We start from the raw sequence: 13,946 nt of genomic DNA, 5'->3' as shown, positions 1-13,946 counted from the left end.
TTGTGTACAATATTTTCATCATAGGCCCGAACGTGCACAAGTCAACCGGATTCATAGAGGGGCTGGGTAACGTCAGTGGGTGCCGCGGGCAGGCTGCTGTCTCTTTCGACAGCAGCGAAGAGCATTGGGTGATGCGATCTACTGCAGGCTTGCGTGCAGGCGACGTGCAGCTTCCTGGCCGCTGAGCCATGCGCCTTCGACCCTGCCGGACAGGCACCAGTCGCCACACACGTACAGCCCCAGGTCGGCATCGGCCAGGGCGCCCCATTCATGGCTGCCGGCGGGGCGGGCATAGAGCCAGCGATGGGCCACGCTGAAGCTCGGTGCGGGCATCGCGCTGTGCAGCAGTTCGGCGAACGCACCGTGCAGGTGTTCGATCACCGCTTCCTTGGACAGGTCGATGTGCTGCCGGCTCCAGTCGCTGGTGGCGTGCAGTACCCAGGTGTCGAGCTTGCTGTCGCGTCCCGGTTTGCTGCGGTTGCGCGCCAGCCAGTCCAAGGGGCTGTCCTGCACGAAGCAGCCTTCCATGGGCGTATCCAGCGGTGTTTCGAAAGCCAGGGCCACGGCCCAGGTCGGGTCCATCTTCACGCCGGCGGCCACGGCGGCCAGCTTCGGTACGGCGGCCAGCAATGCGGTGGCCTGGGGCGCGGGCGTGGCGATCACCACGTGGCCGAAGGGGCCGTGGGTGAAACCTTCCGCGTCCTGCAGATGCCAATGCTCCTGGCCGCGATACACCTCGGTGATCCGGCAGGAAAACTGCACCTGCAACTTGTCGAGCAAGGCACGGGTGATGGCGCTCATGCGCGGGGTGCCGACCCAGCGGGTCTGCTCGTCCGGCGATGGGCTCAGTTGTCCATTCTGGAAGTTGTAGAGTTGCGGGTTCCATTCCGCGGCCCAGCCGTTGGCTTGCCAGCGCTGGACCTCTGTGACAAAGCGGCGGTCGCGGGCAGTGAAGTACTGCGCGCCCATGTCCAGTGCGCCGGCGTCGCTGCGCTTGCTCGACATGCGTCCGCCACTGCCGTGGCTTTTATCGAAGAGTTGAACGGTATGCCCGGCCTCCGTCAGGGCCTGGGCGGCTGAAAGTCCGGCGATGCCGGTGCCGATGATTGCGATAGGTACAGTCATGAGGGCCTCGTTTACCTTTCTGTACAGACTACGCCGTCGTTTAAAGCTGTACAATTCGGGTTTTTGGTATAAGTTTTACCGTTCGCGTTTGGACAGGTTGTCCTATTGTTAAACACAGACCCTGTCCGATACGAAAAATCCCTGCTTATAAAAATAGACTAATGGGCCGGGTAAAACGCGATGCGAGGAACATCTCATGCACATATTGCTGACCGGCGGTACTGGTTTGATCGGACGTCAGCTCTGCCGCCTCTGGTTGCAGCAGGGACATCGCTTGACGGTATGGAGTCGCCGACCCGAAGAGGTGGCGAAAATCTGTGGGGCAACGGTGCGGGGCGTGGCCAAGCTCGACGAAATCCACGAGCCGGTGGACGCGGTGGTCAACCTCGCCGGGGCCCCCATCGCCGACCGCCCCTGGAGCCATAAACGCAAGATGTTGTTGTGGAGCAGTCGCATCACATTGACGGAAGTTCTGCTGGCGTGGCTGGAGCGTTGCGAGCAGAAACCGCAGGTGTTGATTTCCGGTTCCGCGGTAGGCTGGTACGGCGACGGTGGCGAACGTGAGTTGACCGAGGAATCGGGACCGGTGAGCGAAGATTTCGCCAGCCAGTTGTGCATCGCCTGGGAAGAAACCGCGCAACGGGCCGAGGTCATGGGCGTGCGCGTGGTGCTGGTGCGTACCGGCCTGGTCCTGTCTGCCGAGGGCGGCTTTTTGTCACGGCTGCTGTTGCCATTCAAACTGGCGTTGGGCGGGCGTATCGGCAATGGTCGACAGTGGATGCCGTGGGTTCACATCGACGATCAAATCGCCCTGATTGATTTTCTTCTGCACCGCACCGATGCCAGCGGTCCTTATAATGCGTGCGCGCCGAACCCGGTGCGCAACCGCGATTTTGCCAAGGCCCTGGGGCGCGTATTGCATCGACCGGCCGTGGTGCCGATGCCGGAACTTGCGCTGAAGGTCACGCTGGGGGAATTGTCCTTGCTGTTGCTCGGCGGCCAGCGCGCCACGCCAGCCCGATTGCAGGCGGCGGGTTTCACATTCCGCTTCACTGATTTGCCTGCGGCTCTGGAAGACTTGTCCAGCCGCCTTTGAAATAGGACGTTGCATGACCGATCACGCGTTGCTTCTGGTGAATCTGGGTTCGCCTGCCTCTACCTCGGTGGCCGATGTGCGCCGCTACCTCAATCAATTCCTGATGGACCCGTATGTCATCGACCTGCCATGGCCGGTGCGGCGTTTGCTGGTGTCGCTGATCCTGATTCGGCGTCCCGAGCAGTCGGCCCATGCCTACGCCTCGATCTGGTGGGAGGAGGGTTCGCCGTTGGTGGTGCTCAGTCGCCGGCTGCAACAGGCCATGACCGCGCAGTGGACCCAGGGTCCGGTGGAACTGGCGATGCGTTATGGCGAGCCGTCCATTGAGTCGGCACTGGTGCGGCTGGCGAGCCAGGGTCACAAGAAGATCACGTTGGCGCCGTTGTACCCGCAGTTCGCCGACAGCACCGTGACCACGGTGATCGAAGAGGCCAAGCGGGTCGTGCGGGAAAAGAAACTCAATGTGCAGTTTTCGATCCTCCAGCCGTTCTACGATCAGCCCGAATACCTCGACGCCCTGGTGACCAGTGCCAAGCCGTACCTGATGCAGGAGCACGATCATCTGTTGCTGAGTTTCCATGGTTTGCCGGAACGGCACCTGACCAAACTCGACCCGACAGGGTTTCATTGCTTCAAGGATGCCGACTGCTGCAAGAACGCGCCGCCGGAGGTCATGGCGACCTGCTATCGCGCCCAATGCCTCCGCACGGCCGAACTGTTCGCCCAACGCATGGGGCTGGCGGAGGGCAAATGGTCGGTGTCGTTCCAGTCGCGGTTGGGGCGGGCCAAGTGGATCGAACCCTACACCGAGGCGCGCCTGGAGGAACTGGCCAAAAGCGGTGTGAAGAAAGTGCTGGTGATGTGCCCGGCGTTCGTGGCCGACTGCATTGAAACCCTGGAAGAGATCGGCGATCGCGGCCGTGAGCAGTTCCGCGAGGCGGGGGGGGAGGAGTTGGTGCTGGTGCCTTGCCTCAATGATGAGCCGCAGTGGGCCAAGGCGTTGAGCACTCTCTGCGAACGGGCGCCGATCGCTTTGTAAAATTCAAAGGCCCCATCGCGAGCAAGCTCGCTCCCACATGGGATCTGCTGTGTACACAAATTGTGTGACCACTCGAGATCCACTGTGGGAGCGAGCTTGCTCGCGATAGCTATCTGGCTGACAACAAAATATCAAGCTTGGGTCAGATCAGCGGCTCATCCGCCTTCTTCTGCTTCCAGCCGTCATTGCCCGGCAGCAACAGGTTCAGCGCGATCGCCACCACCGCGCACAGCGCGATGCCTTTGAGGCCGAAGTCGTCCGGGCCGGTGCCGGTGCCCACCAGCACGCCGCCGATGCCGAACACCAGCGTCACCGAAACGATCACCAGGTTGCGCGCCTCGCCCAGGTCGATCTTGTGGCGGATCAGCGTGTTCATGCCCACCGCCGCGATCGAACCGAACAACAGGCAGAGGATCCCGCCCATCACCGGCACCGGGATGCTTTGCAACAGCGCGCCAAACTTGCCGATGAATGCCAGGCTGATGGCAAAGATCGCCGCCCAGGTCATGATCTTCGGGTTGTAGTTCTTGGTCAGCATCACCGCGCCGGTCACTTCGGCGTAGGTGGTGTTGGGCGGGCCGCCGAACAGGCCGGCGGCGGTGGTGGCGATGCCGTCACCGAGCAAGGTGCGGTGCAGGCCGGGTTTTTTCAGGTAGTCGCGACCGGTCACGCTGCCCACGGCAATCACGCCGCCGATGTGCTCGATGGCCGGCGCCAGGGCGACCGGCACGATGAACAGGATGGCCTGCCAGTTGAACTCCGGTGCGGTGAAGGCCGGCAGGGCGAACCAGGGTGCGGCGGCGATTTTCGCGGTGTCCACGACCCCGAAGAAAAACGCCATGGCAAAGCCCACCAGCACGCCGGAAATGATCGGCACCAGGCGGAAAATGCCTTTGCCGAACACCGCCACGATCAGGGTGGTGAGCAGGGCCGGCATCGAAATCATCATCGCAGTCTGATAATGGATCAGCTCGGTACCGTCGCCGGCCTTGCCCATCGCCATGTTGGCGGCAATCGGCGCCATGGCCAGGCCGATGGAAATGATCACCGGGCCAATGACCACGGGTGGCAACAGCCGGTCGATGAAGCCGGTGCCCTTGATCTTCACCGCCAGGCCCAGGAAGGTGTAGACGAAACCCGCCGCCATCACGCCGCCCATGGTCGCCGCCAGGCCGAACTGGCCCTTGGCGAGGATGATCGGGGTGATGAAGGCAAAGCTCGAGGCCAGGAACACCGGCACCTGGCGCCCGGTGACGAGCTGGAACAGGATCGTTCCCAGGCCGGCGGTGAACAGCGCCACGTTAGGGTCCAGCCCGGTGATCAGCGGCATCAATACCAGCGCGCCGAAGGCGACGAACAGCATCTGCGCGCCGGACAGGACCTGGCGCCAGAGCGGATCGTTGAACTCATCCCGCATGCTCAAGCGTCCTTCTGCTTGGTGCCGAAGATCTTGTCGCCGGCATCGCCCAGGCCCGGGATGATGTAGCCATGCTCGTTGAGTTTCTGGTCGATGGACGCGGTGTAGATGGTCACATCCGGGTGGGCGTCCTGCACGGCCTTGATGCCTTCGGGAGCGGCGACCAGCACCATGGCGCGGATGTCCCGGCAACCGGCCTTTTTCAACAGGTCGATGGTGGCGACCATGGAGCTGCCGGTGGCGAGCATCGGGTCGATGATCATCGCCAGGCGCTCGTCGATTTCCGGCACCAGTTTTTCCAGGTAGGTGTGCGCTTGCAGGGTCTGCTCGTTGCGAGCCACGCCCACGGCGCTGACCTTGGCCCCCGGGATCAGGCTCAGGACGCCTTCGAGCATGCCGATGCCGGCGCGCAGGATCGGCACCACGGTGATTTTCTTGCCGGCGATTTTCTCGACCTGGACCGTACCGGCCCAACCGTCGATTTCATAGGACTCCAGCGGCAGGTCCTTGGTGGCCTCGTAGGTGAGCAGGGCACCGACTTCCTGGGCCAGTTCACGGAAGTTCTTTGTGCTGATATCGGCGCGGCGCATCAGGCCGAGTTTGTGTCTGATCAGCGGATGGCGGATCTCAAGGATGGGCATGGGGAAGGCTCCGGCGGCGGGCAAAAAAACCGGCCTAGATTAATCTATCCGAGGGTGTTGTCCTATAGACAATACAGAACGTTAGTCCACAAACGCTTGATCTGGCCGGGCGGGATGCGTACCTTTGCCGGCTTTTCCGAACCCCGCCACCCCTGGAGAGCGACATGTCCGCTGATCTCGAGCATATCCGTCAAATCATGCGAGAGGCTGACTGCCTGTACACCGAAGCCGAAGTCGAAGCGGCCATCGCCCGTGTCGGTGCGCAAATCAACGAACAACTGGCCGATGCCAATCCGGTGGTGTTCTGCGTCATGAACGGCGGGCTGATTTTCTCCGGCAAGCTGCTGACCTATCTGAACTTCCCCTTGGAAGCGTCCTACCTGCACGCGACGCGTTATCGCAACGAAACCAGCGGTGGCGACCTGTTCTGGAAAGCCAAGCCGGAAGTCTCGTTCATCGACCGCGACGTGCTGATCATCGACGACATCCTCGACGAAGGTCACACCCTGGGCGCGATCATCGACTTCTGCAAACACGCCGGTGCCCGCGCCGTGCACACCGCCGTGCTGATCGACAAGGACCATGACCGCAAGGCGCGGCCGGACTTGAAAGCCGATTTCGTCGGCCTGCCGTGTATCGACCGCTACATCTTCGGCTACGGCATGGACTACAAAGGTTACTGGCGCAACGCCAATGGCATTTTCGCCGTCAAGGGGATGTAATCGATGACTCGGCCAAGCTTTGTGGATCAAGCGCTGTTCGATGAATTGGCCGAGAAGGCCGCGGCCAGTCCTCGCGGACGACAGCACCATAACTTCCATGAGATGGATGAGCCGTGCCACCGCATGGCGGTTGGCTTGCAGCCTTGCACCTACATCCCGCCGCACCGCCACCTGAGCGCCGACAAGGCGGAAACCCTGCTGGTGCTCAAGGGCCGGCTGGGGGTGTTGATCTTCGACGAAGCCGGTGCGGTGGTGGACAAGCGCATCCTGCAGGCCGGCGGCGATTGCCTCGGCGTTGACCTGCCGGCCGGCGTGTATCACGGGTTGGTGGTGCTGGAAGCCGACAGCCTGATGTTCGAATGCAAGGCCGGCCCTTACCGACCGGTGGGCGAGGGTGAACTGGCCCACTGGGCGCCCCGCGAAGGCGAGGCCGGCGTGGCCGAGTACCAGGCCTGGATGCGCGCGCAGTTCGACTGAACAATGCGACAGCAGGGCTTTTGTGGCGAGGGAGCTTGCTCCCGCTGGGTTGCGCAGCAGCCCCCATTGCAGGTGGGTGCTACGCACCCAAGCGGGAGCAAGCTCCCTCGCCACAAAAAGCTCCGTGGCCACCCATCAATCAAGCCAGCCTTGCGTGAGCGCTGCCACCGGCCAACCACTGCTCACTTTTGACTCGCGCCTGCTCCAGGGTCTGCACATACGCCAATTGCCGCTGTTCGCGGTGAATGCCAGCGCGGCGCAGCTTCAGGCGCACCCTGGGCGCAGTCGCGACCAGGATCAGGCCAATACCCTGCTTTCGATAGTCCCTCAGGATATTTTCCAGCGCGGCCAGGGCGGTCATGTCCAGCATCGGCACGGCGCTCATCTCCACGATCACCACCCGAACGCCCGGGTCGAACCGGCGCAGCACATCCAGGGCCTTTTCCGCCGCGCCAAAGAACAACGGTCCACGAATGGCGTAGCAGCGAACGTGCTCGGGCATGTCCAGCAGGGCCTGGTGGAAGTGGCGCGGCAGTTCGGCGCTGTCGGTCAATTCGCTCATGCGCTTGATGAACAGCCCGGCGGCCAGCAACAGGCCGACGGCGACGGCCAGGACCATGTCGAACAGCACCGTCAGGCCCAGGCAGGTCAGCAGCACCAGCACATCGCTGCGCGGGGCGATGCGCAGGGTGTGCAGCACATGCCCGGCCTCGCTCATGTTCCAGGCGACCATCACCAGCAGCGCAGCCAGTGCGGCCATGGGCAAGTAACTGAACAGCGGCGCCAACAGCACAATCGCCACCAGCACCACGAGGCTGTGGATGATCGCGGCCAGGGGGGAAAAGGCACCACTGCGCACATTGGTGGCGCTGCGGGCAATGGCGGCGGTGGCGGTGATGCCGCCGAACAGCGGCGCCACCAGGTTGCCCAGGCCCTGGCCCATCAGCTCGGCATTGGGATCGTGCTTGCTGCCGGTCATGCCGTCCGCCACCACCGCGCAGAGCAGTGATTCGATGGCTCCGAGCATGGCGATGGCAAAGGCGGGCGCCAGCAATTGGCGGATCAGGTCATAGGACAGGATCAACGGCTGCCCTTGGCTGTCCGGCAGGTTCCAGGGCCAGTCGAAGCTCGGTAAGAAGGGCGGGATGCCTGGGTGAGCGATGCCATCGACGACGTAGCTGAAGCGTTCGCCCAGCGTCGCGATCGGCCATCCGCCGCGCTCCATCGCCAGCCCCAGCAACGTGCCCACCAGCAGGGCCACCAGATGCCCGGGCACCCGTGGCACCCAGCGTGGCCAAGCAATCAGCACCGCCAGGCACACGGCGCCGATCACGCCATCGCCGAGACGGGCACCGGGCAGCGCCACGATCAATTCGCCCAGTTGTTCGATGTAGTGTTTGGCTTGGCCTGCGGTGGTCAGCCCCAGCAGGTCCTTGAGTTGCAACGTGGCGATGACCACGCCGATGCCCGCCGTGAAACCGAGGATGACCGGATAGGGAATGTACTGGATCAAGCGGCCGGCGCGTATCAGGCCCAGGGCGATCAGGATCAGGCCGGCGAGCATGGTGCACAGCAGCAGGCCGCCGAGGCCGTATTGTTGGGTGATGGGCAGCAGGATCACCACGAACGCGGCTGTCGGCCCGCTGACGTTGAAGCGCGAGCCGCCGGTGAGGGCGATCAGCGGCGCCGCCACCAACACCGTGTACAGGCCGTGCTGCGGCGGCACGCCAACGGCAATTGCCAGGGCCATGGCCAGGGGAATGGCGATAATGCCGACGGTCAGGCCGGCCACCAGATCGCCGCGCAGGCGTTCCAGGGTGTAGCCGGCACGCCAGGTTTGGCGCCAGGCGGCGAACAAGGGTGGGGCGGAGAAAGACATAAGCACTCCACACAAAATGAACGGGTGTTACACCTGGGCCTGCCGAACACCGATCCCTGTGGCGAGGGAGCTTGCTCCCGCTCGGCGGCGCAGTCGTCGTAAAAAAGGTTGACGCAGTTTGCTGGGGAATTGCAGTTGCCTGTTGTTGGGGCGGCTGCGCCACCCAGCGGGAGCAAGCTCCCTCGCCACAGAAGCATCGCCTGGCGGGTGTCAGCTCTGATGACCCTTCGAGTATGCCGCGCCCGCTGTCCGGATGTATTGATCCTGATCGCTTATTTTTACCATCCGCGCTCATGCTAGAGTGCCCGGCCAAGATTCTGGAGGTTGTCATGCGTGTATCGATCCGCCGCTGCGCCACTTCGCTGTTGATCGCCAGCCTGCCTTTGACGGCTGTGGCCGCGCCGATGCACAGCCAGTTCCTGCCGCCGGATGACCTGGTGGTGCGCCAGGAACAGCCTGAACAACAGCAGTTGCTGCAAGTGACCGAGTATTCGGTGGTGCTGGGTAACCAGCGCCAGTCCAACCAGCAGCCGATCCCGGTCACTTCGCCCTTGCTGGTCCGTCTCAAGGGCAAGCCCTTGAACAAGGGGGCGACCATCAGCCAGGTGATCCTCAACTTCGACGGCGAAAGCAAAAGCCTGAAGAAACCGGCCTTCGACGAGGCGAGCAAGACCCTGACGCTGTCTTATCCACAGGCCCAGTACCGGGTGGTCATCGATCTGTTGCGCAACAACACGGTCTATGTGCAGTTCCTCACCTACGCCAACGGCCATATCTGGGCCGACCTGCACACCGGCGCCGAACGCCCGCGTTGAGCCCCGAGGCCTGCCGGGGGTAAACTGCCCGCCCCCGTGAACTGTGCGAGCTGGAGCCGGCAATGCGTAAAGACAAGAAACAAGTGATTGGCGACGAGATTGGCGATGAGCAGATCAAGCTGTTCCTCAATTTCGAACCGGTCGATGCCACTTCGCCGTCGTTGCACAAACTGATCAAGGCCTACCGTGGCCTGCGGGTCGACGACTTCGAGCGCTTCTTGACGTTCTTCGTCGAGGCCGGCCATGACCTCAACGGCAAGGATGAGCACGGCAACGATTTCGTTGCACTGATCCAGGACCAGCGTAATGCCGAGGAATACATCGAATTGATCGAGAAGGCGCGTGGCTGATTGATCCTGGGTCTGCTTCGCGGGCCAGCGGGAGCAAGTCCCTCGCCACGAAAGCGTCACCCATAAAAAACGCCCCGCTCTCAGGGAGGACGGGGCGTTTTTTTATGCGGTGCAATCAAGCGTAGCTTTGGGTCTCGCTGCTTTCTTCAACCAACTCCAACGCAATGTTGTTCTGCGCGTTGATCTTGCGATACAGCGCCGCGTCGGTTTCCAACACTTTTTCCCGGGCCGGGAAGATCTCTGCGAGCTTGGCGGCCCACTCGCCCTTGGCCTTGTCCGGGAAGCAGCGCTCGATCAGTTCCAGCATGATCGATACGGTCACCGAAGCACCCGGCGATGCGCCGAGCAGGGCGGCGAGGGTGCCGTCCTTGGCGGCCACCAGTTCGGTGCCGAACTGCAGGACGCCACCTTTCTTCGGGTCTTTCTTGATGATCTGCACCCGTTGGCCGGCCACTTCCAGGCGCCAGTCTTCGGCTTTCGCCTCGGGGTAGAAGCGACGCAGGGATTCCAGGCGCTGCTCCATGGACTGCATCACTTCGCTGATCAGGTACTTGGTCAGGTCCATGTTGTCCCGGGCCACGGCCAGCATCGGGCCGATGTTGCCGGCGCGTACCGACAGCGGCAGGTCCATGAGCGAACCGTGCTTGAGGAACTTGGTGGTGAAGCCGGCGTATGGCCCGAACAGCAGGGACTTCTTGCCATCGACCACGCGGGTGTCCAGGTGCGGCACCGACATGGGCGGCGACCCCACCGCGGCCTGGCTGTAGACCTTGGCCTGGTGGTGCTTGACCACTTCCGGGTTGTCGCAACGCAGCCACTGGCCGCTGACCGGGAAGCCGCCGAAGCCCTTGCTTTCCTCGATGCCCGAGGCTTGCAGCAGCGGCAAGGCCGCGCCGCCGGCACCCAGGAACACGAACTTGGCGTCGACGTCGCGGGTGCTGCCGGAATTGACGTCCTTGATGCTCACGGTCCAGCCGCTGCCGTTGCGCTTGAGGCCGGTGACGCGCTTGCAGTATTTGACCTGGGTGTCCGGAGCGCTGGTCAAGTGCTTGAGCAACTGGTTGGTCAGGGCGCCGAAGTTGACGTCGGTACCGTTCATGACGCGGGTGGCGGCGATGACTTCATCGTCCGGCCGGCCAGGCATCATCAATGGCATCCACTCGGCCATCTGGCCTTTGTCTTCGGTGTATTCCATGTCGGCGAAGGCGTGATGCTGGCGCATCAGCTCGAAGCGCGCCTTCAGGAACGACACGCCTTTCTCACCCTGGACGAAACTCAGGTGTGGCACCGGGGCGATGAAGGACTTGGAGGAGCCGAACGTGCCCTTTTTGGTCAGGTACGTCCAGAACTGCTTCGACACTTCGAACTGGGTGTTGATGTGCACGGCTTTCTTGATGTCGACCGTGCCGTCGGCCGCCTGGGGTGTGTAGTTGAGCTCACACAGCCCGGCGTGGCCGGTGCCGGCGTTGTTCCACGGGTTGGAACTCTCCGCGGCACCGGAATCCATCAGCTCGACGACTTCCAGCGAGATCGCGGGGTCGAGCTCCTTGAGCAGTACGGCCAGGGTGGCACTCATGATGCCGGCCCCTACCAGAACTACATCGACTGCTTCGTTATGCGCCATTTAACGCGTCTCCAAAATCTGCAGCACCAAATTGTCGGCATAGCGGCCAGGAGTGGCGGGGCAGGTCAGTTGCGCCCCAGTTATCCATGGCCAGGATCGCCATGTCCGAATCTTCGCAATTTTTCGCACCTACTGCGGATGCATGCAGCCTGGCCTCAAGAGTCACATGAACTCATTTAAGCGCCGGGCGGGCAATTCGACTTATGGCCGAGACATCCGTTCGTGCAACCAAATCCGTAGCGGACAGGCTTCAGGCGCCGGTTCTTGAGCGATATCCGGTCCTGTGTCGTTGGGCTGTTTCAGACGCTAATGGTGCTTGTTCAGACGCAAAACTCTTCATTTGCTCGCCACACTCTCGTGAAGTTGTGAAAACCCGTTTTTTCACGCTCTTTTGAAGACGTGAACCTCAAAAAAGGGCTGTCCCAGCCTGGCACCGCGCCCGGTTTGGTTGCCCCCATGCAGTACATGACAGGCAAAACGGGCAGACAGCTCAGTGACCGAGCGTAATGACAGCTCTGCAGATTCGCGAAAAGTGGTGATTTGCCTGGAGGAACAGCAAGCGCGCCAGCTTCACTCGATCTGTGTGGGCGGCTCTCTGTGGGCGGTGCGGGGTGCCAATACCAGCGCATTAGCGGTGTTGCGAGGCCCGATCAGGAGACGTCCTTATAATCGGGGGGAGATTGTATCGAAGAAACGCAGGGAAATGGTCGTGTTTAATGACTTTTATTAGCCGTCCGGTCAGATGGTCAACAGTTGCCGGTTGCGTGCGCGGGCAGGAAGCGGTTGCACGCGGGCGCTGGCGGGCAATGGCTGGTGCAGCCAGTTGAGACGGATCTCTTCGATTTCCACCCAGCCTTCGCCCATGGGTTGCAAGCTGCACTGCTTGAAGGCCTGGCAACGGCCGTTGCGATCGAGCAGGGCGAAGCTGCGGTGATGGGGACGCGGGGTGAACAGGGAAATGAGGAAGCGCATGAGCGAATACCGGGTCAGGGAGCTTGGGGCAAGCCTGACAGCGGGCCATGACATGCCGGTGTAAGGACCGTGACAATGGAGTGACAGGAACCGGCAATCACGGTCCGTGTCAGACATTTCAGTATTCATCGTAAGGCGCTAGTTCACCGCGATGGCGCACCGCTATACTGCCGGCCTGTTTGTGCCCGATTCTGGAGAGAAGAGCATGTTGCAACGCCTGTTGTTCGGTTTGATCGCTGTGACCAGTCTGACCCTCGTCGGCTGCGCCCACAGCCCGCAACAACTTAACCCGGAGCCCAAGCTCAATGCCCAACTGGCGCCTGTGGGGCGTGGCCAGCCGGTGGTGGTGCGGGTTGTGGACGGTCGTCCGTCGCCGACGCTCGGCACCCGTGGCGGGCTGTATCCGGAAACCAGCGTGATCACGGTGCAGGGCGCGCAGATCCTGCCCAAGCTGCAGGCCCAGGCTGAAGCCGCGGTGCGTTTGCTGGGCTTCACGCCGACCGCCAATGCCTTGAATGCACCGCAACTGACCGTGACCCTGGCCGAGCTCAAGTATCAGTCGCCCAAGGAAGGCATGTACGTGACCGAAGCCACCATCGGCGCGACCTTCCGTTCCGATGTGCAGAACGCCAACCGCCGCTACAGCGGTCGTTACGGGGCGTCCCTGGACCAGCGCTTCGGCATGGCACCTAACCAGGACACCAACACCAAGCTGGTCAGCGACGTGTTGAGCGATGCCCTGACCCGGCTGTTCAAGGACCCGACTATTGGCCAGGTGCTGGCTGAGTAAGCGTTAAGCCCTGTATCCCCTGTGGGAGCGAGCAAGCTCGCTCCCACAGGGGTTTTTTATGGGTGAGATTTTCAGGCTGCCTGGGAATAAAACTCCAGCACGCTGATCCCGGTCAGCAGGTCTGTCTCCGGCAGGTCGGCATGTGGATGGCCGCCGAGGGCGCAGTACACCAGCCAATGGCGGTCCTGCACATTGAAGGACAGGCTGTCGACGAGGTTCTGTTGTTCGTCGCTGGGGCTGATGAGATAGAGGCGATCCTGGTTTTCGGCGTGCAGCATGACGGGTTCCGTACGGGTTTGAAGGGCGACAGAGTGGCCTAGTCAGATGACGAAACCGTGACGGGGGAAATTAACCCAAGGCTTGGTTGCCGATCCTGTAATGACCAGGCCAGCCGAACAAAACACACGCGGCCCGAACCCCTGGCGAAAATCCTGTGGCGAGGGAGCTTGCTCCCGCTGGGGCGCGAAGCGGCCCTGTTTTGGGGCTGCCGCGCAGCCCAGCGGGAGCAAGCTCCCTCGCCACAATGACCCACACAAGCCTTAAGTGAATAGCATTACAGTGCGGCGGCGGGATCGTTACTGGTCGGAAAAAACGGCGCAGGGCGTCAGGCTTTCGGTAGAATCCGCGCCCTGTTCGTAGGCCATGGGCATGTCTGTCCTGGCCGTTTTTCGCTTGAGGTTCGTGATGTCGCTGCATCTGTTTTCGTTGTTCGCCGCTCACCCGGCCAAACTGATCAACCTGCTCGCGCTGCTGTTTGCCTGTCCCGGCGGCTGGGTGCTACATGCGACGCGCCGCCGCGAACAACGGGCGCGGGCCTGCCTGCAAGCACGCAATGGCAAGGGCGAGGAACGTTTCGAAGCACTGCTGGACCTGGCCACCCAGCGCATGAACCGGTTTTTCTACCGGTTCGGCTTTGGCTGCCTGGCGCTGGCGTTGCTGGTGTCGTGGATCAGTACGCAGTTCTGATGAGGTAGCCTTGCTGGGCAATCGAGGATTGCC

Annotated in this window: 15 protein-coding genes; 8 read left to right on the top strand and 7 right to left on the bottom strand. The window is 62.2% G+C overall.

Features of this window, described 5'->3' with window-relative positions:
• Positions 1-138: 138 nt before the first annotated feature.
• Entirely contained in the window at positions 139-1,125 is a 987-nt protein-coding gene (locus AC515T_RS24180; protein WP_496530305.1) for an NAD(P)/FAD-dependent oxidoreductase, read from the bottom strand.
• Between the two features lie 196 nt (positions 1,126-1,321).
• Between AC515T_RS24180 and AC515T_RS24175 the strand changes: the two genes are divergently transcribed.
• Both AC515T_RS24175 and hemH read left to right on the top strand, forming a co-directional pair.
• A complete protein-coding gene (locus AC515T_RS24175) occupies positions 1,322-2,221 on the top strand; it encodes a TIGR01777 family oxidoreductase (RefSeq protein WP_496530304.1) in 900 nt (299 codons plus the stop codon).
• Positions 2,222-2,234: 13 nt separating this feature from the next.
• Positions 2,235-3,260, top strand: a complete 1,026-nt coding sequence (gene hemH, locus AC515T_RS24170; RefSeq protein ID WP_496530303.1) for a ferrochelatase — start codon at positions 2,235-2,237, stop codon at positions 3,258-3,260.
• A gap of 142 nt (positions 3,261-3,402) precedes the next feature.
• On the opposite strand, the gene AC515T_RS24165 is transcribed toward hemH, so the two are convergent.
• Both AC515T_RS24165 and upp read right to left on the bottom strand, forming a co-directional pair.
• The gene (locus tag AC515T_RS24165; protein ID WP_407805428.1) at positions 3,403-4,677 is read right to left on the bottom strand and encodes a uracil-xanthine permease family protein; all 1,275 of its coding nucleotides are present in this window, start codon (positions 4,675-4,677) and stop codon (positions 3,403-3,405) included.
• Between the two features lie 2 nt (positions 4,678-4,679).
• Positions 4,680-5,318: a uracil phosphoribosyltransferase gene (gene upp / locus AC515T_RS24160; RefSeq protein WP_003185330.1), complete on the bottom strand. Its 639-nt coding sequence runs from the start codon at positions 5,316-5,318 to the stop codon at positions 4,680-4,682.
• Positions 5,319-5,482: 164 nt separating this feature from the next.
• On the opposite strand from upp, the gene AC515T_RS24155 reads away from it, so the two are divergent.
• Both AC515T_RS24155 and AC515T_RS24150 read left to right on the top strand, forming a co-directional pair.
• Positions 5,483-6,040, top strand: a complete 558-nt coding sequence (locus AC515T_RS24155; protein ID WP_053125250.1) for a hypoxanthine-guanine phosphoribosyltransferase — start codon at positions 5,483-5,485, stop codon at positions 6,038-6,040.
• A 3-nt stretch (positions 6,041-6,043) separates the two neighbouring features.
• Positions 6,044-6,517 carry a WbuC family cupin fold metalloprotein gene (locus tag AC515T_RS24150; RefSeq protein WP_496530302.1) on the top strand — a complete coding sequence of 158 codons (474 nt, stop codon included), beginning with the start codon at positions 6,044-6,046 and terminating at the stop codon, positions 6,515-6,517.
• Positions 6,518-6,656: 139 nt separating this feature from the next.
• Here the strand turns inward: AC515T_RS24150 and dauA are convergent, their stop codons facing one another.
• The gene (gene dauA, locus AC515T_RS24145; protein ID WP_496530301.1) at positions 6,657-8,396 is read right to left on the bottom strand and encodes a C4-dicarboxylic acid transporter DauA; all 1,740 of its coding nucleotides are present in this window, start codon (positions 8,394-8,396) and stop codon (positions 6,657-6,659) included.
• Between the two features lie 329 nt (positions 8,397-8,725).
• Between dauA and AC515T_RS24140 the strand changes: the two genes are divergently transcribed.
• Together AC515T_RS24140 and AC515T_RS24135 are read left to right on the top strand one after the other, a co-directional pair.
• On the top strand, positions 8,726-9,211 hold the full coding sequence (locus AC515T_RS24140; RefSeq protein WP_496530300.1) for a hypothetical protein: 486 nt from the start codon (positions 8,726-8,728) through the stop codon (positions 9,209-9,211).
• Between the two features lie 62 nt (positions 9,212-9,273).
• Positions 9,274-9,561 (top strand): PA4642 family protein, encoded by a 288-nt coding sequence (locus tag AC515T_RS24135; RefSeq protein ID WP_496530299.1) that lies wholly within the window; start codon positions 9,274-9,276, stop codon positions 9,559-9,561.
• Positions 9,562-9,676: 115 nt separating this feature from the next.
• Here AC515T_RS24135 and mqo read toward each other — a convergent pair whose 3' ends face one another.
• On the bottom strand, positions 9,677-11,185 hold the full coding sequence (gene mqo / locus AC515T_RS24130) for a malate dehydrogenase (quinone) (RefSeq protein WP_496530298.1): 1,509 nt from the start codon (positions 11,183-11,185) through the stop codon (positions 9,677-9,679).
• A gap of 738 nt (positions 11,186-11,923) precedes the next feature.
• A complete protein-coding gene (locus tag AC515T_RS24125) occupies positions 11,924-12,157 on the bottom strand; it encodes a hypothetical protein (RefSeq protein WP_072344449.1) in 234 nt (77 codons plus the stop codon).
• A 205-nt stretch (positions 12,158-12,362) separates the two neighbouring features.
• Here AC515T_RS24125 and AC515T_RS24120 point away from each other — a divergent pair, with 205 nt between their 5' ends.
• Positions 12,363-12,947 carry a YajG family lipoprotein gene (locus tag AC515T_RS24120; RefSeq protein ID WP_003205489.1) on the top strand — a complete coding sequence of 195 codons (585 nt, stop codon included), beginning with the start codon at positions 12,363-12,365 and terminating at the stop codon, positions 12,945-12,947.
• Between the two features lie 71 nt (positions 12,948-13,018).
• Here AC515T_RS24120 and AC515T_RS24115 read toward each other — a convergent pair whose 3' ends face one another.
• The gene (locus AC515T_RS24115; protein ID WP_058544127.1) at positions 13,019-13,225 is read right to left on the bottom strand and encodes a hypothetical protein; all 207 of its coding nucleotides are present in this window, start codon (positions 13,223-13,225) and stop codon (positions 13,019-13,021) included.
• Between the two features lie 406 nt (positions 13,226-13,631).
• Between AC515T_RS24115 and AC515T_RS24110 the strand changes: the two genes are divergently transcribed.
• Positions 13,632-13,913: a hypothetical protein gene (locus tag AC515T_RS24110; protein WP_496530297.1), complete on the top strand. Its 282-nt coding sequence runs from the start codon at positions 13,632-13,634 to the stop codon at positions 13,911-13,913.
• Positions 13,914-13,946 lie beyond the last annotated feature (33 nt).

Source organism: Pseudomonas sp. FSO-7 (assembly GCF_059579345.1).
The sequence above is the reverse complement of the archived record's forward strand: the minus strand, read 5'-3'. Positions and strand labels throughout refer to the sequence as shown.

Coding starts and splice junctions, on each gene's coding strand:
- AC515T_RS24180 (WP_496530305.1), bottom strand. CDS start 1,125: ATGACTGTACCTATCGCAATCATCGGCACCGGCATCGCCGGACTTTCA.
- AC515T_RS24175 (WP_496530304.1), top strand. CDS start 1,322: ATGCACATATTGCTGACCGGCGGTACTGGTTTGATCGGACGTCAGCTC.
- hemH (WP_496530303.1), top strand. CDS start 2,235: ATGACCGATCACGCGTTGCTTCTGGTGAATCTGGGTTCGCCTGCCTCT.
- AC515T_RS24165 (WP_407805428.1), bottom strand. CDS start 4,677: ATGCGGGATGAGTTCAACGATCCGCTCTGGCGCCAGGTCCTGTCCGGC.
- upp (WP_003185330.1), bottom strand. CDS start 5,318: ATGCCCATCCTTGAGATCCGCCATCCGCTGATCAGACACAAACTCGGC.
- AC515T_RS24155 (WP_053125250.1), top strand. CDS start 5,483: ATGTCCGCTGATCTCGAGCATATCCGTCAAATCATGCGAGAGGCTGAC.
- AC515T_RS24150 (WP_496530302.1), top strand. CDS start 6,044: ATGACTCGGCCAAGCTTTGTGGATCAAGCGCTGTTCGATGAATTGGCC.
- dauA (WP_496530301.1), bottom strand. CDS start 8,396: ATGTCTTTCTCCGCCCCACCCTTGTTCGCCGCCTGGCGCCAAACCTGG.
- AC515T_RS24140 (WP_496530300.1), top strand. CDS start 8,726: ATGCGTGTATCGATCCGCCGCTGCGCCACTTCGCTGTTGATCGCCAGC.
- AC515T_RS24135 (WP_496530299.1), top strand. CDS start 9,274: ATGCGTAAAGACAAGAAACAAGTGATTGGCGACGAGATTGGCGATGAG.
- mqo (WP_496530298.1), bottom strand. CDS start 11,185: ATGGCGCATAACGAAGCAGTCGATGTAGTTCTGGTAGGGGCCGGCATC.
- AC515T_RS24125 (WP_072344449.1), bottom strand. CDS start 12,157: ATGCGCTTCCTCATTTCCCTGTTCACCCCGCGTCCCCATCACCGCAGC.
- AC515T_RS24120 (WP_003205489.1), top strand. CDS start 12,363: ATGTTGCAACGCCTGTTGTTCGGTTTGATCGCTGTGACCAGTCTGACC.
- AC515T_RS24115 (WP_058544127.1), bottom strand. CDS start 13,225: ATGCTGCACGCCGAAAACCAGGATCGCCTCTATCTCATCAGCCCCAGC.
- AC515T_RS24110 (WP_496530297.1), top strand. CDS start 13,632: ATGTCGCTGCATCTGTTTTCGTTGTTCGCCGCTCACCCGGCCAAACTG.